The 22,317-nt window shown below is 70.7% G+C and carries 24 protein-coding genes and 1 riboswitch; of the genes, 13 read left to right on the plus strand and 11 right to left on the minus strand.

What is annotated here, in order from left to right; all coding sequences use genetic code 11:
• Positions 1–2 precede the first annotated feature (2 nt).
• The 5 genes from HED23_RS14335 (at position 3) to HED23_RS14355 (ending at position 4,313) form a co-directional block, all read left to right on the plus strand.
• Positions 3–662, plus strand: coding sequence for a 1-hydroxy-2-methyl-2-butenyl 4-diphosphate reductase (locus tag HED23_RS14335; RefSeq protein WP_203183812.1), 660 nt, complete (start codon positions 3–5; stop codon positions 660–662).
• Between the two features lie 6 nt (positions 663–668).
• Complete coding sequence (gene hpnH, locus HED23_RS14340; protein WP_203183813.1) at positions 669–1,688, plus strand: adenosyl-hopene transferase HpnH; 1,020 nt, start codon at positions 669–671, stop codon at positions 1,686–1,688.
• Positions 1,689–1,935: 247 nt separating this feature from the next.
• Positions 1,936–3,330 carry an aspartate aminotransferase family protein gene (locus tag HED23_RS14345; RefSeq protein WP_203183814.1) on the plus strand — a complete coding sequence of 465 codons (1,395 nt, stop codon included), beginning with the start codon at positions 1,936–1,938 and terminating at the stop codon, positions 3,328–3,330.
• Between the two features lie 86 nt (positions 3,331–3,416).
• Positions 3,417–4,037 carry a helix-turn-helix domain-containing protein gene (locus HED23_RS14350; RefSeq protein WP_203183815.1) on the plus strand — a complete coding sequence of 207 codons (621 nt, stop codon included), beginning with the start codon at positions 3,417–3,419 and terminating at the stop codon, positions 4,035–4,037.
• Between the two features lie 102 nt (positions 4,038–4,139).
• Complete coding sequence (locus HED23_RS14355; protein WP_203183816.1) at positions 4,140–4,313, plus strand: DUF6126 family protein; 174 nt, start codon at positions 4,140–4,142, stop codon at positions 4,311–4,313.
• Between the two features lie 9 nt (positions 4,314–4,322).
• On the opposite strand, the gene HED23_RS14360 is transcribed toward HED23_RS14355, so the two are convergent.
• Complete coding sequence (locus HED23_RS14360) at positions 4,323–5,147, minus strand: tyrosine-protein phosphatase (protein ID WP_203183817.1); 825 nt, start codon at positions 5,145–5,147, stop codon at positions 4,323–4,325.
• 413 nt (positions 5,148–5,560) lie between these two features.
• Positions 5,561–5,719: riboswitch (cyclic di-AMP (ydaO/yuaA leader) on the plus strand.
• Positions 5,720–5,723: 4 nt separating this feature from the next.
• Between HED23_RS14360 and HED23_RS14365 the strand changes: the two genes are divergently transcribed.
• A complete protein-coding gene (locus HED23_RS14365; RefSeq protein ID WP_203183818.1) occupies positions 5,724–6,647 on the plus strand; it encodes a M23 family metallopeptidase in 924 nt (307 codons plus the stop codon).
• A gap of 165 nt (positions 6,648–6,812) precedes the next feature.
• The gene (locus HED23_RS14370; protein WP_203183819.1) at positions 6,813–7,640 is read left to right on the plus strand and encodes an SGNH/GDSL hydrolase family protein; all 828 of its coding nucleotides are present in this window, start codon (positions 6,813–6,815) and stop codon (positions 7,638–7,640) included.
• A 23-nt stretch (positions 7,641–7,663) separates the two neighbouring features.
• Here HED23_RS14370 and HED23_RS14375 read toward each other — a convergent pair whose 3' ends face one another.
• Genes HED23_RS14375 through HED23_RS14400 form a run of 6 tightly spaced genes read right to left on the minus strand, consistent with a single transcriptional unit; the run spans position 7,664 to position 13,925 of the window.
• The gene (locus HED23_RS14375; RefSeq protein ID WP_203183820.1) at positions 7,664–8,587 is read right to left on the minus strand and encodes an STM4011 family radical SAM protein; all 924 of its coding nucleotides are present in this window, start codon (positions 8,585–8,587) and stop codon (positions 7,664–7,666) included.
• Positions 8,588–8,595: 8 nt separating this feature from the next.
• Complete coding sequence (locus HED23_RS14380; protein ID WP_203183821.1) at positions 8,596–9,954, minus strand: STM4012 family radical SAM protein; 1,359 nt, start codon at positions 9,952–9,954, stop codon at positions 8,596–8,598.
• The gene (locus tag HED23_RS14385) at positions 9,951–10,763 is read right to left on the minus strand and encodes an STM4013/SEN3800 family hydrolase (RefSeq protein WP_203187476.1); all 813 of its coding nucleotides are present in this window, start codon (positions 10,761–10,763) and stop codon (positions 9,951–9,953) included. Before HED23_RS14385 ends, HED23_RS14380 begins: the two co-directional genes overlap by 4 nt.
• 37 nt (positions 10,764–10,800) lie before the next feature.
• The gene (locus HED23_RS14390; RefSeq protein WP_238441945.1) at positions 10,801–12,009 is read right to left on the minus strand and encodes an STM4014 family protein; all 1,209 of its coding nucleotides are present in this window, start codon (positions 12,007–12,009) and stop codon (positions 10,801–10,803) included.
• Positions 11,990–12,958 carry an STM4015 family protein gene (locus HED23_RS14395; RefSeq protein ID WP_203183822.1) on the minus strand — a complete coding sequence of 323 codons (969 nt, stop codon included), beginning with the start codon at positions 12,956–12,958 and terminating at the stop codon, positions 11,990–11,992. The genes HED23_RS14390 and HED23_RS14395 overlap by 20 nt, the downstream gene beginning before the upstream one ends.
• A gap of 7 nt (positions 12,959–12,965) precedes the next feature.
• Complete coding sequence (locus tag HED23_RS14400; protein ID WP_203183823.1) at positions 12,966–13,925, minus strand: STM4015 family protein; 960 nt, start codon at positions 13,923–13,925, stop codon at positions 12,966–12,968.
• Positions 13,926–14,163: 238 nt separating this feature from the next.
• Here HED23_RS14400 and HED23_RS14405 point away from each other — a divergent pair, with 238 nt between their 5' ends.
• From HED23_RS14405 to HED23_RS14415, 4 genes are all read left to right on the plus strand, one after another.
• Positions 14,164–14,565 carry an SMI1/KNR4 family protein gene (locus tag HED23_RS14405; protein ID WP_203183824.1) on the plus strand — a complete coding sequence of 134 codons (402 nt, stop codon included), beginning with the start codon at positions 14,164–14,166 and terminating at the stop codon, positions 14,563–14,565.
• A complete protein-coding gene (locus HED23_RS35675; protein WP_274383017.1) occupies positions 14,562–14,693 on the plus strand; it encodes a hypothetical protein in 132 nt (43 codons plus the stop codon). Before HED23_RS14405 ends, HED23_RS35675 begins: the two co-directional genes overlap by 4 nt.
• 239 nt (positions 14,694–14,932) lie before the next feature.
• Positions 14,933–15,259, plus strand: coding sequence for a hypothetical protein (locus tag HED23_RS14410; protein WP_203183825.1), 327 nt, complete (start codon positions 14,933–14,935; stop codon positions 15,257–15,259).
• An 86-nt stretch (positions 15,260–15,345) separates the two neighbouring features.
• The gene (locus HED23_RS14415) at positions 15,346–16,347 is read left to right on the plus strand and encodes a DUF6745 domain-containing protein (protein ID WP_203183826.1); all 1,002 of its coding nucleotides are present in this window, start codon (positions 15,346–15,348) and stop codon (positions 16,345–16,347) included.
• 66 nt (positions 16,348–16,413) lie between these two features.
• On the opposite strand, the gene HED23_RS14420 is transcribed toward HED23_RS14415, so the two are convergent.
• Both HED23_RS14420 and HED23_RS14425 read right to left on the minus strand, forming a co-directional pair.
• On the minus strand, positions 16,414–17,025 hold the full coding sequence (locus HED23_RS14420; RefSeq protein ID WP_238441946.1) for a TetR/AcrR family transcriptional regulator: 612 nt from the start codon (positions 17,023–17,025) through the stop codon (positions 16,414–16,416).
• Between the two features lie 54 nt (positions 17,026–17,079).
• Positions 17,080–18,279 carry a Glu/Leu/Phe/Val dehydrogenase dimerization domain-containing protein gene (locus tag HED23_RS14425; protein ID WP_203183827.1) on the minus strand — a complete coding sequence of 400 codons (1,200 nt, stop codon included), beginning with the start codon at positions 18,277–18,279 and terminating at the stop codon, positions 17,080–17,082.
• 155 nt (positions 18,280–18,434) lie between these two features.
• Here HED23_RS14425 and HED23_RS14430 point away from each other — a divergent pair, with 155 nt between their 5' ends.
• Positions 18,435–18,875, plus strand: coding sequence for a PPOX class F420-dependent oxidoreductase (locus tag HED23_RS14430; RefSeq protein ID WP_203183828.1), 441 nt, complete (start codon positions 18,435–18,437; stop codon positions 18,873–18,875).
• Between the two features lie 120 nt (positions 18,876–18,995).
• Positions 18,996–20,189, plus strand: coding sequence for an MBL fold metallo-hydrolase (locus HED23_RS14435; RefSeq protein WP_203183829.1), 1,194 nt, complete (start codon positions 18,996–18,998; stop codon positions 20,187–20,189).
• A gap of 82 nt (positions 20,190–20,271) precedes the next feature.
• On the opposite strand, the gene HED23_RS14440 is transcribed toward HED23_RS14435, so the two are convergent.
• On the minus strand, positions 20,272–21,498 hold the full coding sequence (locus HED23_RS14440) for a metallophosphoesterase (protein ID WP_203183830.1): 1,227 nt from the start codon (positions 21,496–21,498) through the stop codon (positions 20,272–20,274).
• Between the two features lie 381 nt (positions 21,499–21,879).
• A complete protein-coding gene (locus HED23_RS14445; protein WP_203183831.1) occupies positions 21,880–22,239 on the minus strand; it encodes a hypothetical protein in 360 nt (119 codons plus the stop codon).
• Between the last annotated feature and the right edge of the window lie 78 nt (positions 22,240–22,317).

Consider the following 22,317-nt stretch of genomic DNA (forward strand, 5'->3'; position numbering starts at 1 on the left):
CGATGGGTGGTGCACAGGAGCCGCCCGGCCCCACCACGCCGCTGCTGATCGCCTGTGCGCTCGGCATCGAGCGCTTCGCCCTGCGTACGGGAAGGAGCGGAGGTGTCCCGGGCCCCGGCCCCGTCAGCATCATCAGGTCCGGGATGGGCCCGCGTGCCGCGGAGAACGCCGTCCGGCACGCGCTGGGGCTGCGAGGGGCCGGCGGCACCGCGGTCATCGCCTCCGGCTTCTGCGCCGGTCTGGAACCCGGCATGCACCCCGGCGACCTCGTGGTGGCCGAGGAGACCCGTGACACCGGAGGCACAACCGCCTGCACAGGAACCGGCCTGCTGGTCGACGCACTGGTCAGGGCGGTGCCCGGCCGTACCGTCCACACCGGCCCGCTGACCGGCTCCGGAAACGTCGTCCGGGGGCCGGAGCGGGCCGGGCTCCGCGCCACCGGTGCCATCGCGGTGGACATGGAGTCCGCCGCCACCCTCCGCACGGCGGTGCGGACAGGGCCGCGCCCGGTTGCGGCCGTACGGGTGGTCGTGGACGCTCCAGAGCATGAGCTCGTCCGTATCGGCACGGTCCGCGGTGGAATATCGGCATTCCGCGTTCTTCGTGCTGTCCTTCCGGCTTTACATGAATGGCACCGATCTTTGCTGCTCCCCAGGAGGTGAGCCCAGATGGCCATGCCGCTCCGTCAGTCCATCAAGGTTGCGACGTATCTCTTCGAACAGAAGCTCCGCAAGCGGGACAAGTTCCCGCTGATCGTCGAGCTGGAACCCTTGTTCGCCTGCAACCTGGCGTGCGAGGGCTGCGGAAAGATCCAGCACCCGGCCGGAGTGCTCAAGCAGCGCATGCCGGTCGCGCAGGCGGTCGGGGCGGTCCTGGAATCGGGTGCCCCGATGGTCTCCATCGCCGGTGGAGAACCGCTCATGCACCCGCAGATCGACGAGATCGTGCGTCAGCTGGTGGCGAAGAAGAAGTACGTCTTCCTTTGCACCAACGCCATGCTGATGCGCAAGAAGCTCGACAAGTTCACCCCGTCGCCCTACTTCGCCTTCGCCGTGCACATCGACGGACTGCGCGAGAGGCACGACGAGTCGGTCGCCAAGGAGGGCGTCTTCGACGAAGCGGTCGAGGCGATGAAGGAGGCCAAGAGGCGCGGCTTCCGGGTCACCACCAACTCCACCTTCTTCAACACCGACACCCCTCAGACCGTCATCGAGGTCCTCAACTACCTCAATGACGAACTGAAGGTCGACGAGATGATGATCTCGCCCGCCTACGCCTACGAGAAGGCACCCGACCAGGAACACTTCCTGGGTGTCGAGCAGACCCGTGAGCTCTTCAAGAAGTCCTTCGCGGGCGGTAACCGCAGCCGCTGGAGGCTCAACCACTCTCCGCTCTTCCTGGACTTCCTCGAGGGCAAGGCGGACTTCCCGTGCACGGCCTGGGCCATCCCCAACTACTCGCTCTTCGGCTGGCAGCGGCCCTGCTACCTGATGAGCGACGGGTACGTCCCCACGTACAGGGAGCTCATCGAGGACACCGACTGGGACAAGTACGGCCGGGGCAAGGATCCGCGCTGCGCCAACTGCATGGCGCACTGCGGCTACGAGCCCACCGCGGTGCTCGCCACCATGGGGTCGCTTAAGGAATCCCTGCGAGCGGCGCGGGAGACCGTCGGCGGGAGCCGGTGACGTCATGACGAAGGCCGGGCCGGCCCTCCCGGGCCCCCCGGGCCGCCGGCCCGGCCTCGCGCGCTGCGCGGCGCCGGGCCACCGCTGAGGACGTCGGGCGTCCCGAGCAGCTCTCCGCACGCGACGGGCGGGGATCCGGCGGCCGGGACCGGACCCGCGCCGGTGACGAACGCCGGACGCATGCCGGGCGGTGCCGGGGCGGCGCCGCACGGCGGTGGGAGGGACATGCCGAAGAAGGGGAACGGGCATGAAGGACGAACCGCAGGGCTTCGATCTGGGGCGGCTCCTCGCTGAACGAGGCGCCGAACGCTACGAGCTGCACACCCGGCACCTCAACCACCAGCTGCCACGGATGCTGCACACGCTCGGCTTCGACAAGGTCTACGAGCGGGCCGAGGGCGCGCACTTCTGGGACGCGGAGGGCAACGACTACCTCGACATGCTCGCCGGCTTCGGCGTGATGGGGCTCGGCAGGCACCACCCCGTCGTACGCCGGGCGCTCCATGACGTCCTGGACGCCTCGCTCGCCGACCTGACCCGCTTCGACTGCCAGCCGTTGCCCGGTCTGCTGGCCGAGAGGCTGCTGGCGCACAGCCCGCATCTGGACCGGGTGTTCTTCGGCAACAGCGGCACGGAAGCGGTCGAGACCGCGCTCAAATTCGCCCGGTACGCCACCGGGAAGCCACGCGTCCTCTACTGCGACCACGCCTTCCACGGGCTGACGGCCGGTTCGCTCTCGGTCAACGGCGAGAAGGGCTTCAGGGACGGGTTCGCGCCCCTGCTGCCGGACACCGCCATCGCGCTCGGCGACCTCGACGCGCTGCGACGTGAGCTGCGGCGGGGTGATGTGGCGGGGCTGGTCGTGGAGCCGGTCCAGGGCAAGGGAGTCCATGCCGCACCGCCGGGCTTCCTGCGTGAGGCGCAGGAGCTGCTGCACCGGCACAAGGCCGTGCTCATCGCGGACGAGGTTCAGACGGGGCTCGGCAGGACCGGGGACTTCTACGCGTACCAGCACGAGGAGGGAGTCGAACCGGACCTCCTCTGTGTGGCCAAAGCGCTCTCAGGGGGGTACGTCCCCGTCGGTGCGACACTCGGCAAGGACTGGATCTTCAAGCGCGTCTACTCGTCCATGGACAGGGTCCTCGTCCACTCCGCGAGCTTCGGATCCAACGCCCAGGCGATGGCGGCGGGGCTCGCCGTCCTCGCGGTGATGGAGCAGGAGGAGACGGTCGCGAACGCCCGTCGCACCGGCGATCTGCTGCGTGAGCGGCTCGCCGCGCTCGTCGGCCGCTACGAACTGCTGCACGAGGTCCGCGGCCGCGGACTGATGATCGGCATCGAGTTCGGCCGGCCGTCCTCCCTCAGGCTCCGCAGTCGCTGGACGATGCTGCAGGCGGCGCGCAAAGGTCTCTTCGCGCAGATGGTGGTGGTGCCGCTGCTGCAGAGACACCGGATCCTCACGCAGGTCTCCGGTGATCACCTGGAGGTGATCAAACTGATCCCGCCGCTGGTCATCGGGGAGGCGGAGGTGGACCGTTTCGTAACCGCCTTCACCGCCGTCATGGACGACGCGCACAGCGGAGGCGGGCTGATGTGGGACTTCGGCAGGACACTGGTGAAACAGGCCGTCGCCAACCGCTGACGAAGACACCGGCGACGGCCTGGCGGCAGGTTTGCCTCTGAGGCAACTTATTTGCCTCAGAGGATAAATCCTGGCCCAATGGAGGAATGAACTCTCCTGACGGAGGGGTGGCCGACGAACTTCCGGGGATCGCGCCACGCCTGCGCGACCTGCGCCGTGGCCGTGGCCTCACCCTGGAGGCCGCAGCCGGACGGGCGGGCCTCTCCCCGGCCCACCTCTCCCGGCTCGAAACGGGCCGGAGGCAGCCCTCGCTGCCGATGCTCCTCGGTCTTGCCCGCGTCTACGGTACGACCGTTTCCGAGCTGCTGGGGGAAATGGCCCCCGAACGTGACGCGATCGTCCGTGGCGGCACGCCCGACGGTGCGCCACGCGGTGCCGAAGCGGGCGGCTGGCTCTACCGGCAGGCGGGAGGATCGGGCCGCGCCATGCAGGCCCTGCGCGTCCGCGTCCCGTACGGCACCGAAGGTGATCTCGTACGCGTCCATCCCGGAGAGGAATGGCTCTACGTCCTCGAAGGCCGGCTGCGGGTTGTGCTCGGGGAGACCGTGCACGACCTCGCCCCGGGAGACAGCGCGCACTTCGACTCGCTCACCCCGCACCGGATCGCGGCGCTCGACGCCGGTGGAGCGACCCTGCTCTTCGTCCACACGCTGCTGCAGAGTCCGGCCGCCGAGCTGTGCCTGGGCGGCGGGATGCACCGGCTCTGATCCCGCCCGTCCGCCCCGCCCGCCCCCGTCCGCCCCCTGCTCCTTCGTTCCCCGAGCCCCCTTCTGTCGTCCCGGCCCGAGCGGCCGGAAGAGAGGACTGCCATGTCCGATTCTGAGCACTACGACCCGCTCACCCCGCGCAGGTCGAAGAGCGCGGACACGCAGGAGCGCCGGATGCCCCGCGGTGTCGTGATCCGGCTCTTCGCCTACCTGGTGGCCGGGCACGTCATCGCGGCTTTCCTCTTCCTTCTCTTCACCGTGGCCGGTAAGGGCTGACCCCCGGCGTCACGCGTCCTGGACGAGGCGCTCGCGCAGCTTCGCACGGGTCCCGTCGCTGACCTTCAGTCCTTCGAGGAGGTAGCGGTCCGTGCTGCCCCAGATCTCCTCGATGGTGGCGAAGGCCGCGTCGAGGTATTCGGCGCGGGCTCCGAAGAGCGGATTGAGCAGCTCCATCACCTCGTCGGACATTCCTACCGGCGACGTGTCACTGCGCTTCACCTTGTAGCGGCGGTGGGCGTCGTTCGACTTGAGGTAATCGGCCTCGATGGCCTCCTTCTCGACGCCGACCGCGAGCAGCGAAACCGCGATCGACAGGCCGGCCCGGTCCTTGCCGGCCGCACAGTGCATCAGCGCCGGCACGCTGTCCTCGGCCAGCGCGTGCAGCACACGACTGTGCTCGACGGTGCGGTCCTTGATGATCGAGCGGTACGAGGCGACCATCCGCTCGGTGCCCTTGCCGTCGGCCAGGATCGAACGCAGCTGCTGGATGTTCCCGTCGCGCACGAGCCTCCAGAACTCCGCGCCGTCCGCCGGGTCGGAGAGGGGAATGCTGACATTCCGGACGCCTGGGAGCTCCACGTCGAGGCCGTCGAGCTTGTGGTCGGCCGCGTTGCGGAAGTCGAAGATCGTGTGCAGGCCGAGCCCGGCGAGGAAGGCGGCGTCGGCCTCGGTGGCATGGGCGAGGTGGCCGCTGCGGTAGAGGCGCCCGAACCGCACGGTGCGGCCGTCCACGGTCGGAAGGCCCCCGACGTCGCGGAAGTTGCGGACACCGGTCAGGCTGACGTCCGTCGGCTCGGGGCCGACCGGCGGGACCTCTGGCAGCTGCGTCACAAGGGCTCCTGGAGTGTCGGGCGTCGGCGCCGCTCGCCGACGGGGCACGCCCGCGACGATACGACATGGCTGCATCAGGCAACCGTCTCGGTCGGGCCGGAGCCGGTGACGCAGGCCGCGACCGCCGCACGTGTGTCCGTATTGGTGCATTTAACAGAACATGCCCCACTTGTACGGCAGATGGGGTGAGGTGGGTGAGCGGGATCATATCCGTGACGGTGCGTGGTGAGGATTCCGGCGGGCATTCCGGACGCCGCGCGGAAAGCCAAGATCCGTAATCCACGGAGTGTGACGGGAATTCCGTGCCGGAAATGAAGCATGCATTCCGGTGGGCAATCCGCAGCTTGTTCACGGCGTCCCGGCTCGCTTACGGTCACGGTCAATCCGGACGGAACGCCTAATCCTGCCGCCGCCCGGAATCCGCACCGACTCACGTGTGGCAGGAGCGGGGGAACCAGGTAAGCCGCCGGCCGGAGGGATCCGGTACGGCTCGGGGTCAAGTCGCGCACCGCGCGGCCGGGCATCTCCAGTCCGAACCCGACAGCTCACCTCGTAGGCGCCGGAGAGGAATTCCCCATGCCCGCAAAAGGCAAGCACCGTCGTACGAAGACCGGCCCGATCTCCCGTGGCGTCATCGCCGCAGGGGCCGGCGGCGCCGTTCTCGCCCTTCCGCTGATCGGCGCCACCGGCGCCCACGCCGCCGAGCAGGCCGCACCGGCGGCCAAGTCCGCCGCCGCGCACAGCGCTCCCGCCGCGGCGAAGAGCTCCCCGAAGACCTACTCCGTGGTCTCCGGTGACTACCTGGCGAAGATCGCTGCCGACCAGAAGGTCAAGGGCGGCTGGCAGAAGCTGTACCAGGACAACCGTGACGTCGTCGGCGAGAACCCGAGCCTGATCCTCCCGGGCATGAAGCTGACCCTCGGCGCCAAGGCATCCGGCCCCGTCGAGAAGTCCGCCGAGGCCGCCCCCAAGGCCGCCCCCTCGAAGGCCAAGACGGCAGCCAAGGCCGAGAAGCCCGCTGCCGCCCCGGCCGCCCCGGCCGAGAAGCAGGCCGCGGCGACCAGCGACTCCGGTGCGTCCGAGAGCAGCAGCTCCGGCTACGCCACCCCGGTCGAGAACGCCAACGTCACCACCCAGTACCGCGCCTCCGGCGCCAGCTGGTCCAGTGGTTACCACACCGGCTCCGACTTCCAGGCGGCCTCCGGTACCAGCGTCCGCTCCATCGGCCCGGGCACCGTGGTCTCCGCGGGCTGGAGCGGCTCGTACGGCAACGAGGTCGTCATCCAGCACACCGACGGCATGTACTCCCAGTACGCGCACCTGTCGTCCCTCGAGGTCTCGGCCGGCCAGACCGTGACCGGCGGCCAGCAGATCGGCCTCTCCGGCTCCACCGGCAACTCCACCGGCCCGCACCTCCACTTCGAGGTCCGGACCGGCCCGAGCTACGGCTCGGACGTCGACCCGATCGCATACCTCCGTTCGCACGGCGTCTCGATCTGAGGCACACCACCTGACGGTGGACGAGAGGGGCGGTGCGCGGCTGCGCACCGCCCCTCTCTCCTTATTCCGGCTTTACCAAAAACTGACCGGGTGGTCTTTCTCACCACCCGTCAACCCCTTATTACGGTCGCGTAGGTCACATTCGAAGGTGCAAGATAAGCCCTTGTGGCAGACGATTCGAGAAACAAACAACGAGGCATCATCGGGTCGTACGCGGCGATTGGCGACAGCTTCACCGAAGGGGTCGGGGACCCTGGCCCGGGCGGGACGCCCGTCGGATGGGCGGACCGCCTCGCGGTCCTCCTCGCGGACCAGCTCCCCGTCCCCGGCGCTGTGGTCGGCCCTCCGGACGACACACACGGGAACTTCCGGTACGCCAATCTCGCCGTACGCGGACGCCTCCTCGACCAGGTAGTCGAGGAACAGGTCCCCCGCGCCATGGAGCTGGCACCTGATCTGGTGAGCTTCTGCGCGGGCGGCAACGACATCCTCCGTCCCGGTTCCGACCCGGACGACGTGGCAGAACGATTCGAGCGCGCGGTCGCCGAGCTGACACAGGCGGTCGGCACCGTCATGGTCACCACCGGCTTCGACACCCGCGGCATCCCCGTGCTCAAGCACCTGCGGGGCAAGATCGCCATGTACACCGCACATGTCCGGTCCATCGCCGACCGCTACGACTGTCCGGTCCTGGACCTGTGGTCCCTGCGGTCCGTACAGGACAGGCGGGCCTGGGACAACGACCGGCTGCACCTCTCGCCGGAAGGGCACACCAGGGTCGCGCTCCGTGCCGCCCAGGTGCTCGGCCTCGACGTGCCGGCCGACCCCGACCAGGTGTGGCCCCCGCAGGCGCAGCGCGGGACGCTCGAGGTGCGGCGCGACGACATCCAGTGGGCGCGTGAATACCTCGTCCCGTGGATCGGCCGCCGGCTGCGTGGCGAGTCCTCCGGGGACCACGTCGAGGCCAAGCGCCCCGACCTGCTGCCGCTCTGACCCCCTCGCCCGCCCACGCCTGGTCAGCGGCTGACGAAGGGGAGCGGACGCCGGGTGGTGCCGGGGGACACAAGCCCGTCCGGAGCGGGTATCCGCACCGGGCGGGCGGGTATCCGCTCCAGCACGCCACCGGCGAAGACGTCGTAGAGCGGCAGCGTCTCGAGGTGCACGTAGCCGATGTGGCAGTCGCACACGTCGAGCGGGCAGCCGCGCGGACCCAGCGAGCTCCGGTAGCTCCCGTCGTAGAGGTTGCCCAGCTCCGCACGGACGAAGTGACAGCGGCGCACCGTCCCGTCACCGTCCACCGATACGACCGACTCGCCGGTCCGGCAGGGCATACCGGCCGAGCGGTGCGGATGCCTGCTGTAGGGGAACAGCGGGTCCAGGGCCGTCCAGCGGTCCGCCTGTTCGTCCGTGTAGGTGTGCCCCTCGGCGGCGTTGACCCAGAGATACACCTCGGCAGGCAGCGAGGAGCGCAGCCTGCGGGCCTCCTCCAGGTGCTCGTCGAGACCGACGATTCCGACGCTGTAGCGCACCCCGAGGTCCGTCAGTTCCCGGCACCGGCCGAGGAACCGCTCGTACGGTGTCTGCCCGGGGTGGTACGTGCACCACAGGGCGACCTTGTCGCGGTCCGCCCCGGCCAGCCAGCCGGTACGGCCGCTGAGATTGGTCTGGACTGCGACCCGGTCGATGTGCGGCAGCCGCGACATCTCGACGAGCGCCCTGCGGTACCAGGACCGCACGAGGGCCTCGCCCCACGGGGTGAACAGCACCGACAGCCGCTCGCCGGTCCGGGCGGCGGCCCACGCGGTGAACCGCTCCAGGGCCGCCCGGTCGGACCGCAGCTGCTCCCCGCTGTCCCGCCGCTTCGCGAACGGGCAGTAGGGGCAGTCGTAGTCGCACGACGCCAGCGGACCCCGGTAGAGAATCGTCAGGTCACTGCTCATCGGCCGCCTCACTTCGCCTCGTACGCGGCCATCGCGGCCCGCACCGCCGGGGAGAACAGCTCCGGGCCCAGCCCGTCGGAGTGGGCCAGGCCTTCGGGGGAGAGGCGAAGCAGGCCGGGGCCCGCGGAACCGTCCAGCCAGCCGCGTCCGGCGAAGAGTTCCAGCTCGGCGGGGAAGTCCTCGTACGGATCCGTGCCGAAGCGCTCGCGGTACTCGGAGGCCCGTATGCCCTCGGCCTGGAGGAGTGACTGCAGGAGATGGCGGCGGCGCGCCTCCTCGCCGTCGACGTACCGGCCGACCTCCGCCCGGGAGAAGTCCGTGGTGGTGGTGAAGCCGTCGATGATGCCCCGGATCTCCCGCATCTCCACCGCGTAGTCGAAGGAGTAGTGCAGGGAGGAGGTGTACGAGCGGGCCCCACAGCCGAGGCCGATCATGCCGTCGGTCTGGCAGGCGTAGTCGTCGGGGCCCGCGTGCGGGGCGTCCGCTCGGCGGAACATCCGCATCGACACCTGCTCGTACCCGTGGGCCAGCAGGTGGTCACGCCCCGCGCGGTACAGCCGCAGCCGCTGTTCGTCCCACGCGGCCTCCGACACCTCCGCCGTCGAGCCCAGCCGCCCGAGGCCGGTCAGCGGGCGCACGTACAGGGGGTAGAGGTACAGCTCCTCCGGGCGCCAGGCCAGGGCGGCGTCCAGCGAGGTGCGCCAGGTCGCCTCGGTCTGACCCTCGATTCCGTAGATCAGGTCGATGTTGAGGACCGGGATGCGGGCATCGCGTATCCGGCCGAGGGCGGCCTCCACCTCCGAGCGGCGCTGCGGGCGGACCGCCGCCCGGGCCTCGGCGTCGACGAAGCTCTGCACACCGATGCTGATCCGGGTGGTGCCCCGGTCGGCCAGTACGGCGAGCCGCTCCGCCGTCGCCGTCGACGGCGAGGTCTCGACGGACAGGGGCACCGCCTTCAGATCGGCGCCCATCCGCTTCTCCGCGATGTCGCAGAGGCGCTCCAGCTCATCGGCGGTGAGGAAGGTGGGGGTGCCGCCGCCGAACGCGGCGGCGGCGAAACGCACCGGCTGGTCGTCGCCCAGCGCGTCCCGGACGGCGGTGGCCTGCCGGTCGAGCGCGTCGAGGTAGCGTGTCGTCAGCTCCTCGGGGGCTCCGATCCGGGTGAACAGATTGCAGAAGCCGCAGCGGACCTCGCAGAACGGTATGTGCAGGTAGAGCGAGAGCGCGTCCTTGCGCTCCGCCGCCCAGAGCCCGCTCAGCAACGGACGCCCGGCCGGGTGGCCGGCGAGCGGACGGTAAGCGGTCTTGTGCGGGTAGGCGTAGACGTAGCTGACGTACGGGCGGCTGCTGTGCGTGTGGCCGGTCATCTGGGCGTCCCGGGTTCGAGGAAGAAATGGGCATAGGGCACGGTCCACACCGCTTCGTGACCGATCCGGTGACCGGTGTAGCCGTCGTCGCCGTACGCCGTGCCGTGATCGGAGCAGACGATGGCGAAACACCTGCGGCGGCTGCTCGCCGCCGCGAACAGGCGCCCTATGTGCCGGTCCACGTACTCGAGGGCCGCAGCGTGGGTGGCCCTGGAGTCGCCCGCGTCAGCGGTGGCACCGGGCAGGTGGAACCAGTTGGGCTGGTGCAGCGCCGACACGTTGAGGAAGAGGAACAGCCGCCGCTCCGGCGGGAGTTCCGCGACGACCTGCTCGGCGCGCGAGACCTGTGCCTCGAAGGACGTCGGAGAGGCCACGCCGAACTCCGGCTCCCAGTGACTCTCCTGGAACATGTCGGGCAGTACCGAGCCGAGAGGGGGACGGCGGTTGAAGAACCCCACGCCGCCGACGCACACCGTGCGATAGCCCACGGCTGCCAGACCGGAGAGCAGATCGGGGGTCTCGTGGACGAAAGTTCCGTCCGCGGTCGACTCACTGCCCGCGAAGCGTGCGGCGAACAGTCTCGGATGAGGGCCGGGTGCGGCGGGTGTCGGCAGGAACCCGGCGAAGATCGCCTGGTGGGATGCGTACGTGAAGCTGCCCGGGGCATGCCTCTTCTCCCAGACGCCGCCGGGCAGATGCCGCACGAGATTCGGGATGCGCCCGGCCGCGGCCAACTCCTCGGCCACGTCGAACCGCAGGGTGTCCAGGGTGACGAGCAGGAGGTCGTGGCTGCCCACGACCTCGTTCATGTCGGGGTTCGGGGGGCGGCCGTCGCGGGACGCGGGATCAGGGGGCGTCGATGACACGGTGGTTCCTTGCTCGTTCGTCATTCGTCCGGCCGTCCTCACGGCGGATGCCGCCAGGCCCGTCGCCGTGCGTGGAAGCCGCCACTACGGCGGCGACCTGTGCGCCGTAGGTGTCCAGACCCTCCGCGCCGCTGCCCGGCAGGCCGGTCAGACGCGGCAGGAGGTCCCCGAAGGCGTTCACCTCGCCGACGGCGAAGCGCCGCCAGCCCGTCGCGGGCAGGAGGTCGACGCCCACACACAGCGTGCCGGGGAAGCAGTCCGCCGCCCGCTCGCACACAGCGAGCGCGGAACTCCAACTGCCGCCCGAAGCCTCCACGGCGGCCCGGACCTCGTCCAGATCACCGCGCGCGCCGCCCAGGTGCAGATTGGTCATGGGGGACCGGCTCGTCCGTACGACGGCATGGGTCACCCGCCCCGCGACCACCACGACCCGGAGGTCGGCGACGCGCCCCCGCTGGGACGCCTTGGGCAGCCAGCGCTCGATGTGCAGTCCGTCCGGTGCCAGGGCGTCGACGAGCGTCGCCACCTCCCGCTCCGTCGTGCAGCGGCGCACCCTAAGCGAATTGAACAGCCGTCCCTCCTCATCCCGCTCCACGGAGGTGGTCGCCCGTATCCTGCCCGGGCCCGCCGTCTCCAGGGCCATCACCCCGGAGGCGGACGAGCCGTGCGCCGGCTTCACGAACACCCTCGGCATGCGGTGCTCCGACATCAGCCGACGCACATCCGCCCACCCCCGCACGGGCTGCGCGGCGGGTCCCGACGTGGGTGAGTCCGGCACCGGTACCCCGGCTGAGTCCAGTACGCCGTGACAGATCCGCTTGTCGAACAGCACGGCGATGTCATGCGGGTCGTCCAGCAGGACCGCGCCCGCCTCCGCGGCGGCCCGCGCGACCTCCTGCACGGCCGAGGTGAAGCGCGCGTACCAGCGAGCCGAACCCTCGACCCTGGTCGGGTCGTCACCCCCGCGCAGCAGCCGGTCAACCTCGGGATCCTCGCCGGGCGAATCGATGCGCACGGTCTCCCCCGGCAGGAAGACCGCCTCACCCCGCAGCACGTCCAGCCAGGACACCGCGCGTGCCTCGGGCAGCCCGGCGGCGCGCACGGCGTCCTGAAAGAGGCCGACCCTGCGGTTGGCGGGAACACCGACGACCGCGAGGTGCGGCGGCCGACTACTCGCTGACGGCGACATAGCGGACCTCGTCGTCCTCGGAGTCCCAGCGTTCCGCCCGGTCGAGAAGGACCCGTACGTCCGCCCGGGCGCACAGGGCCTCGATGCGGGAGACGAACGGATCCGAGAGGTAGTGGTGGTGCAGATCCAGGGCGGACAGATGGGCGAGCGGCTGGCCGTCGAGCAGGGACTGCGCCCCGGAATCGCCCAGGGTACCCATCGCGAGGGACAGGGACTCGAGCCGGGCGACCACCGGCGCCGAGGCGACGGCGGCCGCGATCTCGTCCTGGATCTCGCTGTTCTGCAGTCCCAGATGGCGAAGCCGGGGGAACGAGGCCCCGGAGAGCACGGGCGCAAGGTCCGCCACCGTGGTGTCACCGCCGTACCACTGGGCGCCGAACCAGAACTCCAGGTGCTCCAGGGCGGGCAGTTCGGACGAGCCGACCGCGCGGACGACGTGCCCCGGCAGACCGCCCGACTCGAAGCGGAGCGTCTTCAAAGCATGATGACGCACCGGCCGCAGCCGGAGATTCTCTTCTCCCGGTGCTCCCTCACCGCAGCCACGCACGCCCAGCTCCTCGAGGAGGGGGAGTGCTTCCAGCACGGGAGTGATGTCGCACAGCTCCAGCCAGGACAGCTCGCACTCCTCGCTATCCACATCCGCGAGGAAGAGCGCGCGCAGCGCCGGGAACCGGTGTGCGTCGGCGACGATCGCCCCGACGACCGGTGCGAGGGAGACGTAGTCGTCCTCCCACCAGGGACCGATGAGCAGCGCCCGGACCTGAGCGGTGTCGACCTCGTCGAGGAAGCGCTGCCAGACCTCTTCGAACGGCAGCTCATAGGGATAGCAGTCCAGCCGCCACGCCACGGAGCCTGCCGCAGGCAGTGCCGCGGAGTCCGCCGGTCCGGGCGGGGACATGGTGTGGACCGGCAGGCCGTGAAAGGTTTCGAGGTGGGTGATGTCGGTCATCGCGTCCTCACTCCGCGACCGCGGTGTAGCGGCCCTCGGGGCCGAGGCCGTCCCACGGCTCGCAGCGCTCCGACAGGTCGACCGACACACCGTGCGGTTCCAGGGCCTCGGAGAGGCGCCGCTCCATCGGCTCGGTCAGGAAGTGGTGGTGCAGGTCGAGCGAGGTGAGATGGGTGAGGGGCTGGCCCTCGAGCAGCGCGGCCGCGCCCTCGTCGCCCAGCGTGCCGTTCGACAGGTCGAGTGTGCGGAGCTGTGCGACGACCGGCGCCGAACCGATAGCGGCGGCGATCTCGTTCTGCAACTCGCTGTTGCGCAGGCCCAGGTGGCGCAGCCGGGGGAAGCGGGTACCGGAGAGCAGCGGCGCCAGATCCGGCACGACCGCATCGCCTCCGTACGCCGAGACCCCGAGCCAGAGCTCCAGACGTTCCAGCGCCGGCAGTTCGCTGTCGAGTATTCCGCGCAGCGCTTCGGCGGGCAGCCCCCCGCTCTCGACGACGAGGCCCCGCAGCGACTCGTGCTTGACGGGCGGGAACGTCAGGTCAGTGCCGCCGCGTACGCCGAGATGGGTCAGGTCAGGGAAGGCGGTGAGCAGAGCGGTGACGTCGGACTGCTGGATCCACGAGATCTCGGCCTCCTCCACCACCAGGTCCCCGACGAAGACCGCCCTCAGCGAGGTGAGCCGGTCGGCTGCTGCGACGACGAGCTCGATGGGGTAGTCGGAGGCCTCCTCGTACGCCTCGCCCCACTGCCCGATGATCAGGGCCTCGACACCTGACGGGTCGACGGCCTCGAGGAAGGCGCCGAACTCCTCCTCCCAGCTGAACTCCCTCTCGTCCGGGGCGAACGGGTCGACGCTGATGCGCCAGGCCGCGGCATCGGCCGTGGGGCGGGCCGAACCCTCGGTCTCGCGCTGGAAATCAACGGCCGGAAGGCCGAGCAACTCGTGCAGACGGTCCGCGTCGGACATGGCACTGAGCTCCTGATACTGGGACGACTGATGTCCGCAAGGTTTATCAAGTGCCACTGACAACGGCGTGACCGGCCCCGGCGCCCCGGCGCCGCCCCTCCGGCCCGGCAAGCCGATGACGACGCAGCTGGGCGCGTGCCGTGGCCCGGTCCTATGAGGCCAAGGCGGCTCCGGGACGAGGGCCTGTATCGGGCACAGCGATCGTCGAGCCGGTCGGCAGGGTCCGTAGGATGCGCGCGTGGACAGGTTTGCCGAGGTGGCAGCGGCCTTCTGGGACGACGGCGTGTACGGGGGCCGGCCGCCCTTGACGGATGCGGCCGTCCAGGATGCCGAGCGTCGGCTCGGTGTCCGTCTGCCGGCCTCGTTGCTGGAGATCCTGCGCGTGCGGAACGGTGGGCCGGTGGCGGATCCGTGGAACGCGTTCCCGACCGACGCGCCGACGTCTTGGAGCGCGAACCATGTTCCGCTCGACGACGTGATGGGCATCGGTGGTCACGACGGACAGTTGTCGTTGCTCGACTCGCCCTACCTGGTCGAGGAGTGGGTCTTCCCTCACCCCTGGTCCTGCTCTCCGGTGACGGCCACTGCTGGATCGCTCTCGACTACCGGGCATGCGGAGAGCAAGGGGAGCCGGCCGTGACGTGGTTCGACGTCGAACGCGGTACGGAACTCCCGCTGGCGGCGGACTTCCGGACGTTCGTCGAGCGGCTGACCGCAGCCGAGTCGTTCGACCCCGTCGACCCGGACGGCAGCCGCCCAGCGCTCTGACGGGGCTCCGTCGGAGCCTGCCGCGCAGGATGCTTGTGCTCCTTCGGCGCCTCGGCGTGCCGGCCTTCTCCGCCAAGGCCGACGCGGTGCGGGGCGCCGACGGACAGCCAGCCGCAGCGCTGTTCCGCCCCGGAGCCCGGCCGTTGGGGAAGGCCGAGCAGAACCTCACTGTCAGACCCCACTCGTAGCGTCTTCCATGTGGCCGGCACAAGCGGTGCCGGGACGGAGGGGAGACGTCTGTGTACCGGCAGGGCGATGTACTGATGATGGCGCTGGAGGCGTCGGAGGTGCCCGCGCACTTCCTCGAGGCACCGGGCGAACTGCGAGACGGGCGGGGGAGGCTGGTCCTCGCGCTGGGCGAGGTCACCGGACACGCGCACGCCGTGCAGGGGCCTGGCCGGCTGCTGAGGGAGGCGGGGCCGTTCGGCCCGATGCTGCTTCATCTCCCCGAGGGCGGACGGGTGGTCCACGAGGAGCACGCGCCGATAGCGCTGCCGAAGGGGTGGTTCCGCGTGGTGCGCCAGCGCGAGTACGCCCCCGGGGCGGTCCGGATGGTCGCGGACTGATCCGAGCGCGGTGCGCGGTGTGTGGCGCGGGGCCCGGTGAAGTGGTGTCGTGCGGTCAGGAAAAGGAACAGGGGACGGGGAATTCGATGCAGTACGTGAACGCGTGGCGGACCGTGGCGGCGGCCACCGGAGGGGCCGACCGGGGCGCGGCCGAGGACGGGGTGCGGCTCGCCTACCGCAGCGCGGGGCTCGAGGAGCCCGCGCACATCATCTGGGTGGATTCGCCCAGGGCGGCCGTCGAGGTGGTGGAGAAGCTGTCCGGCGCGGGGCGCTCGGTGCGCGAAGAGGTCCGCACCCGCCCCTGGGCCGCGGAACGGCGCCGGATGTACGACGAGCTGGGCCCGGCCGGCTGGTCCGCCCTGTGGTCCGCGACCGGTGCCCAGCTCTGGGAGACCATGGCCGCGCTGGCCGAGCGGATACGGGCGGGAGTCGTGGCCGAACTCGCGACCCGGCCCGAGGACGAATCCGCGATCCGCCTCGTGCTGCTCGACGCCGTCCTCGGCCAGCACGACGCTGCCTGGCTCGCGGCCTTCGACGGCCGCGGCGACCGGCTGACCGGACTGTCGGAGGTCGCCAGGAACGCCGGCTGGTGGTGGCCGTTCGAGCACACCGTGGTGATCAGCGAGCGACCCGAGGTGCTCCACCGTGACGAGGCGGGTCGGCTCGACCGGGGCGACGGGCCGGCGCTCGCCTACCGGGACGGCTTCGCTCTGCACGCCTGGCGCGGAATGCCCGTCCCTGTCGAGTTCCTGGAAGGTCTGGCGAGCCTCACTCCGGACCGGATACGCGCCGAGGAGAACGCGGAGCTGCGCCGCGTGATGCTCGAGTACTACGGCTACGACCGCTACCTCGCGGAGTCGGGCGCGGAACCCGTGCACCGGGACGAGACCGGCATCCTCTGGCGCATCCCGATGGAGGGCGACGAGGACGTCGTGATGGTCGAAGTCGTCAACTCCACCCCGGAGCCGGACGGAACGCACCGCACCTACTGGCTGCGCGTGCCGCCCAGGATCCGGACCGCGAAGGAGGGCGTCGCCTGGACGTTCGGCCTGGAGGGAGAGGTCTACGCGCCGGTGCACCAGACCTGAGCGGACGTGTGCCGCCGTCGGCCGGCCAGTCGTCGACGGTCCACCGGGCGGCCGCGCCCGCCGGCTTCAGGCGGTCAGAACCTCGTGGTCGATGCCGAGTTCGCGGGCGAGCGCCTCTTCGGTCCACTGCAGCATCGTGGCCCGGGAGAGCGGACCCGCGTACGACGTCATCTGGACGGCCAGCCCATCCAGGAGAGCCGTCAGCCGCCAGGCCACGGACATCGGATCGTCGCAGTGGAACTCACCCGCCGCCGCACCCTCCTCGATCACCTCGGCCAGCTCCGCCTTCCACTGCTGGTCGAGATCTCCGGCCACGTCGCGCAGCACCGGATCACGCAGCGAGGACGCCCAGCCCTCGATCCACAACCGCCACCCCTTGGCCTGGCCGGTCGGCGCGTACCAGCGAACGGCCGCCCGGAGCCGGCGGACCGCGCTGGTCCGGCGGGTCAGGAGTTTGCGCAGATGGGCGAGATCAGCCTCCGCGGCGTAGGCGAAGGCGGCCGCCACCAACTTCTCCTTGGACGAGAAGTGGTACAGCACCAGGGCGTTGCTCACCCCGAGGACGGCTGCCACATCGGCGATCCGGACCGCGGACACGCCCCGCACCTCGATCTGTTCGACGGCAGCGCGCAGGAGTTCCTCACGACGCTCCGCCACGCTCAGCCGTACTCTTGCCACGCGGTTACCTTAGCCAACCACCTTTTCCCTGTGGCCGCCCCGGTCCCCGACGGCCTACCGGTACCAGCCGAACCGCTCCGCCATCACCGGCAGGCGGGCCGCTGCGAGCGCGTGCGCGGCCGCACGCGGCGTGCAGTCGTCCGCGGCCGCCCGCTCCAGCACCTGGTCGACGAGTGCCCGCACCGAGCGGCGGGTGTGCCCGAGCGCCTCCTCCGCCTCGGGCCCGATGTCACCGAACAGCGTCCACCACCACCACGCGTTCGTACCGGAGTTGACGACCACATCGGGGAGCACCGTGATTCCGCGCTCGGCCAGCAGGGACTCCGCTTCCGGAAGCACCGGCATGTTCGCGGCCTCGACCACCCAGCGAGCCCTGACCGAAGCCTGGTTCACGGCATCCACGGCGTACGACACGGCGGCCGGGACCAGCACCTCCGCGTCGGCGGACAGCCAGGCATCGGCCGGCAGCTCCCGGTCCCCGTCCCGCAGCTTCCTGCGGTCCACCGTCCCGTGTGCGTCCCGGGCGGCCAGCAGTGCCTCGACGTCCAGGCCGTCCGGATTGGCGATCGTGCCCTCGATGTCGGCGACCGCGACAACAGTGAGCCCGGCCCGGGAGAGGAAGCGTGCGGTCGCCCCGCCCATGGTGCCGAGCCCCTGGAGGGACACCCGGGCCCCGCTGTGGGCCACACCCGCCCGGTCCAGTGCGGCGAGGGCTGACTCCGCGACCCCGCACCCGCCGACCAGCTCGTCCAGCCCGATGCCGTCGACCGTGACGGCGAAGGCGTCCGCCAGGCGTCGCCGTGCCGCCGCCTCGTCGTCCAGCAGGGGGTGGACCGCCTGGACCGTGGAGACGAGCCCGGCCTCCACCGCTGCCCGGTCGACGAGGTCCTGGCTGAGCCCGAGATCCTCGCCGGTCGTCCAGACGTGCTCGATGTACGGACGCATCGCCTGCAGGAAGCGGACGAGCACCCCGTAGGCGGCGGGGCTCCGTGGGTCGCAGTCGATGCCTCCCTTCGCGCCGCCCAGCGGGATGTACCGCGCCCGTTGGTCGTCGGCGTGGAAGTGCAGGGCCTCCTTCATGGTCATGCCCCGCGCCAGACCCGCCACCTCGGCGAGGGTGCAGCCCTCCCTCATCCGCAGACCTCCGCTGGAGACGCCGCGCACCAGCCGGTCGACGACCAGGTACCCCTCGGTGCCGGTGACGTGGTCCGTCCAGGTCAGGGAGATCAGTGGGGCGGGGGAGGCTGACGTCATGGGGCGGCTCCTGGGGGCACCGGCGTGGACTTACTGAACAGCGAGTCAGTATTGGCAGACCGGGCACGGCTGTCAACGCGTACAGGTGCGTCGGGTGTGACATCGTCGGACCCGGAACGCGGAATCCTGGGGACAGCACGGACGTTGGAGTCGGCATGACGGACTTCGAACCCGGGCACGCGGCACTGCTCCGACTCTTCGGGGAGTACGACGGCGGGGTGCTCGTCACCCTCAAGCGTGACGGCAGGCCTCAGCTGTCCAACGTGAACCATGCCTATTACCCCGAAGAAGGGGTGATCCGTGTATCCATCACGGAAGGTCGGGCGAAGACCCGTAACCTCCGCCGCGACCCGCGGGCGAGCTACCACGTGACCAGCGACGACCGGTGGGCCTGGACCGTCGCCGATGTCACCGCCGAGCTGACCTCTCCCGCCGCCGACCCCCATGACGCGACCGTGGAGCAGCTGGTCACCCTCTACCGGGACGTCCGTGGGGAGCATCCCGACTGGGACGACTACCGTCGGGTGATGGTCCAGGACCGCAGAGTGGTCCTCACCCTGCGGATCGACCATGTCTACGGCCAGCCGCGTGCCTGACGCGACACCCTCTGCGACACGGCTCGGGGGCGCGCCCGACGGCGCCTCCTCCACCGTCCAGCTCTCGCTCCGCCGCACCCCCCGACCATAATGAGACGACCGACTCCCTCAGGAGATGTTGTGACCGGCGCCGACCAGCCCTCGCTTCGTGACCGACTCCGCTCGCTCCGCCCCGACGCCTTCGGGGCGGACCCGGCCGGGGCACGGATGGAGCGGATCCGCCGCTCGCCCAATTTCGCCGACGGAGTGTTCCAGAATCCGGAAGGGGCGCGGACCAGGCCGTCCGGCTCCATGCTGGAATTCGCCAAGGTGTACTTCCGCAAGGAGGAACGGGCCCGTAGATCCCCGCTGGGCACCGTGCCCGTCCACGCCACGACACTGGCAGATCTGGCCGCGCCGCCGGCGACCGGCCTGCGGGTGACCTGGCTGGGCCACTCCAGCGTCCTCATCGAGATCGATGGCCGCCGGGTGCTGTTCGACCCGGTCTGGGGCGAGCGCTGCTCACCGTTCCCGTTCGCCGGACCCAAACGGCTGCACCCCGTCCCGCTGCCGCTCGCCTCGCTCGGGCCCGTCGACGCCGTGGTGATCTCCCACGACCATTACGACCACCTCGATCTGCCCACCATCAGGTCACTGGCCGGGACGGAAACGGTCTTCGCGGTGCCACTCGGCGTAGGCGCACACCTGGAGCGGTGGGGGGTGCCGCCGGACCGTATCCGCGAGCTCGACTGGAACGAGACCGCGCAGATCGCCGGCATCAGCCTGACCGCGACCCCCGCGCGGCACTTCTGTGGGCGCGGGCTGCGCAATCAGCAGCACACACTCTGGGCGTCGTGGGTCGTCGCGGGCCCGGAGCACCGGGTCTACCACAGTGGGGACACCGGCTATTTCTCGGGCTTCCAGGACATCGGCGCCGAGCACGGCCCCTTCGACGTGACGATGATCCAGGTCGGCGCCTACTCGGAGTACTGGCCCGACATCCACATGACTCCCGCCGAGGGCATGCGGGCGCACCTGGACCTCCAGGGCGGAGGACCGCACGGTGCGCTGCTGCCCATCCACTGGGGCACCTTCAACCTGGCCCCGCACCCGTGGTCGGAGCCCGGTGAGTGGATGAAGGACGCCGCGGAGGAGGCCGGGCAGACGGTGGCCCTGCCCCGGCCGGGTGAGCCTTTCGAGCCCGCGGGGAAGGTCCCCTCGGACCCATGGTGGCGTGCGGTGTCCACTCCCATCGCGTACCCGTGGCGTATCTCCGAGGTGGCTGACACCGCACCGGTGCAGAAGGAGGAAGTCGACCTGGCGGGCGAGCGGTGAGGGAGGGCGCCGGCGCTCTCGAGTACACCTGAGCGGCCCGGGAAGTCCCCCACCGGCCTGACAGTCCCGGCCGGGACCCCGCTCACCGGGGCTGTGCGGGAGGCTGCTGCGGGGAGCGGAGTACGAGCAGGGTGATCTCGCTGGGGGCGAAGACGCGGAACGGCGGGCCCCAGAAACCGGTGCCGCGGCTGGTGTAGAGGAGGGTGCGGGCGCCGTGGCTGCTGAGGCCCGCGAGGGCGGGCTGGTCGAGGCGGACGAGGTGGTGGAACGGCCAGATCTGGCCGCCGTGGGTGTGGCCGGAGAGCTGGAGGTCGACGCCGCCCGCCGCTGCCCGGTCGACGAACTTGGGCTGGTGGGCCAGGAGCAGGACGGGAAGGTCGGGGTCGGCGCCGTTCAGGGCTCCGGCGAGGTGGGCGCGGTGGCCTGCCAGCCCGGACGACTCGGCGGTGACGTCATCCACGCCGGCGACCACAAGGGTGTCACCGCCGCGTTCGAGCAGCAGATGACGGTTGCGCAGTGGCTCCCAGCCCAGCTCGTCCATCAGGTCGACCCAGCCCTGGGCCTCGCTGTAGTACTCGTGGTTCCCGGTGACGTAGACCCGGGCCCGGGTGGCTCGCACGGTGCCGAGCGGAGCGGCCTGGGCGCGGCGGCGTTCGGCCGTGCCGTCCGCGATGTCGCCGGTGTGGCAGACCAGGTCGGCCTCCAGGGTGTTGACCTTCGCGCAGACCCGTTCCGACCAGCGGGCCCGGTCGAGCGGGCCGTAGTGGGTGTCGGTGATGAGGACGACGCGGGTGCCGTCCAAGCCGGCCCCCAGGCGGGGGAGTTGCACGTCGAGTCGGCGCACGCGTGGCACCCGGCGGGCCTCGGCGTATCCCCAGGCGAGCAGCACGGCGGCTACGCCGAGGACCGCCCAGGTGACGATCCGGGCCCGGTTCTGACCGTCGCCCACGCCCGTCACGGTCAAAGCGACGCGCAGCAGGACTCCGAGCAGGACGGACCAGGTGAACAGCACCCAGACGGCCCCGAGGAGGGTGTCTCCGATGATCGCTGCCCGGTCCTGCTGCCGCCGGCCGTGGCCGCGCGCCATCGTGAGCGGCATGGCGATCAGACCGAGGACGAACAGGGCGGTGCCACCCAGTGCCACCGGGAGAGGCCAGTCCTGACCCGTGTGCAGGAGCACCCAGCAGGGCACGGTCCACAGCAGGACGGGGGCGACCAAAGGGATGTAGCGCATCAGGCGGTGCAGTCGACTCTGCCGGGTCGCATGCGCTTCACCGTCCGCGGACCGGGTTTCGCTGGTGTCGGTCACGCTTCCCCACCTCAATTAGCCGGACTGCCGACGCGCGCACTGTACCCGGTCGTCCTGGTGAGCTGAGTCCGGGATTCGTCGGCAACAGGTGGCGACCCGCAGGTGGACGCCGGCCTGCACCGGATCGTGCGGATCCGACTGCGCCACGACCGGCACACCCCGGAGTACCGCGGACGACGGCTCGGACAGGACCCGGCGCGAGGTCCGGCCGGTGGGAGTGAGGTGGCGCGAACACGGCGCCCGCCACGGCCGTCCCCGAGTGCTCCAGCAGCTCGCCTCTGGACATGTCCGACACGGGCTCCCTTCCTTCCGTCACCCTGGTGTCCGGTGGGCGGAACGGAGCCGGACGATCGAGCTGATGCGGCTGGAAGCCTTCTCGGCCTACGGCGTCCACCGCGGCGGGTATCCCGCCTGCCCCTGCTGCCGTACACGCCGCCTCATGACCACACCGGGGATGCCGACCGCGAGCAGGACGGGAATCGCGGCGGCGATCCCGAACCAGAGGACGAGGGCGAGGTAACCGTATGCCGCGTTGCTCACTTCCTTGTCCGCCTGTACGAGAAGGACAACGCTCACCACGAAAGCAACCACCATGAGGGCCGCGATGACGATGGCGAGCCAGATGAGGATGCGGGCCCACCGCCGGTACCCGTCGCTGACCCCCGGGGCCTGAGGACGCGCGTACGGGTGGTGCGCACCGGGCATCTGGGGCGCGTACGGGGGCGGCTGCTGGTTGGACATGCAGGCAGTTCTACTGTGCGCGGACCCGAAACACCACCCTTGCCCACGCGTTACGCGCCGCGCCGCTGTTCCAGGCGG

It is taken from the genome of Streptomyces pratensis, from assembly GCF_016804005.1.
GTDB classification, from domain to species: Bacteria; Actinomycetota; Actinomycetes; order Streptomycetales; family Streptomycetaceae; genus Streptomyces; species Streptomyces pratensis_A.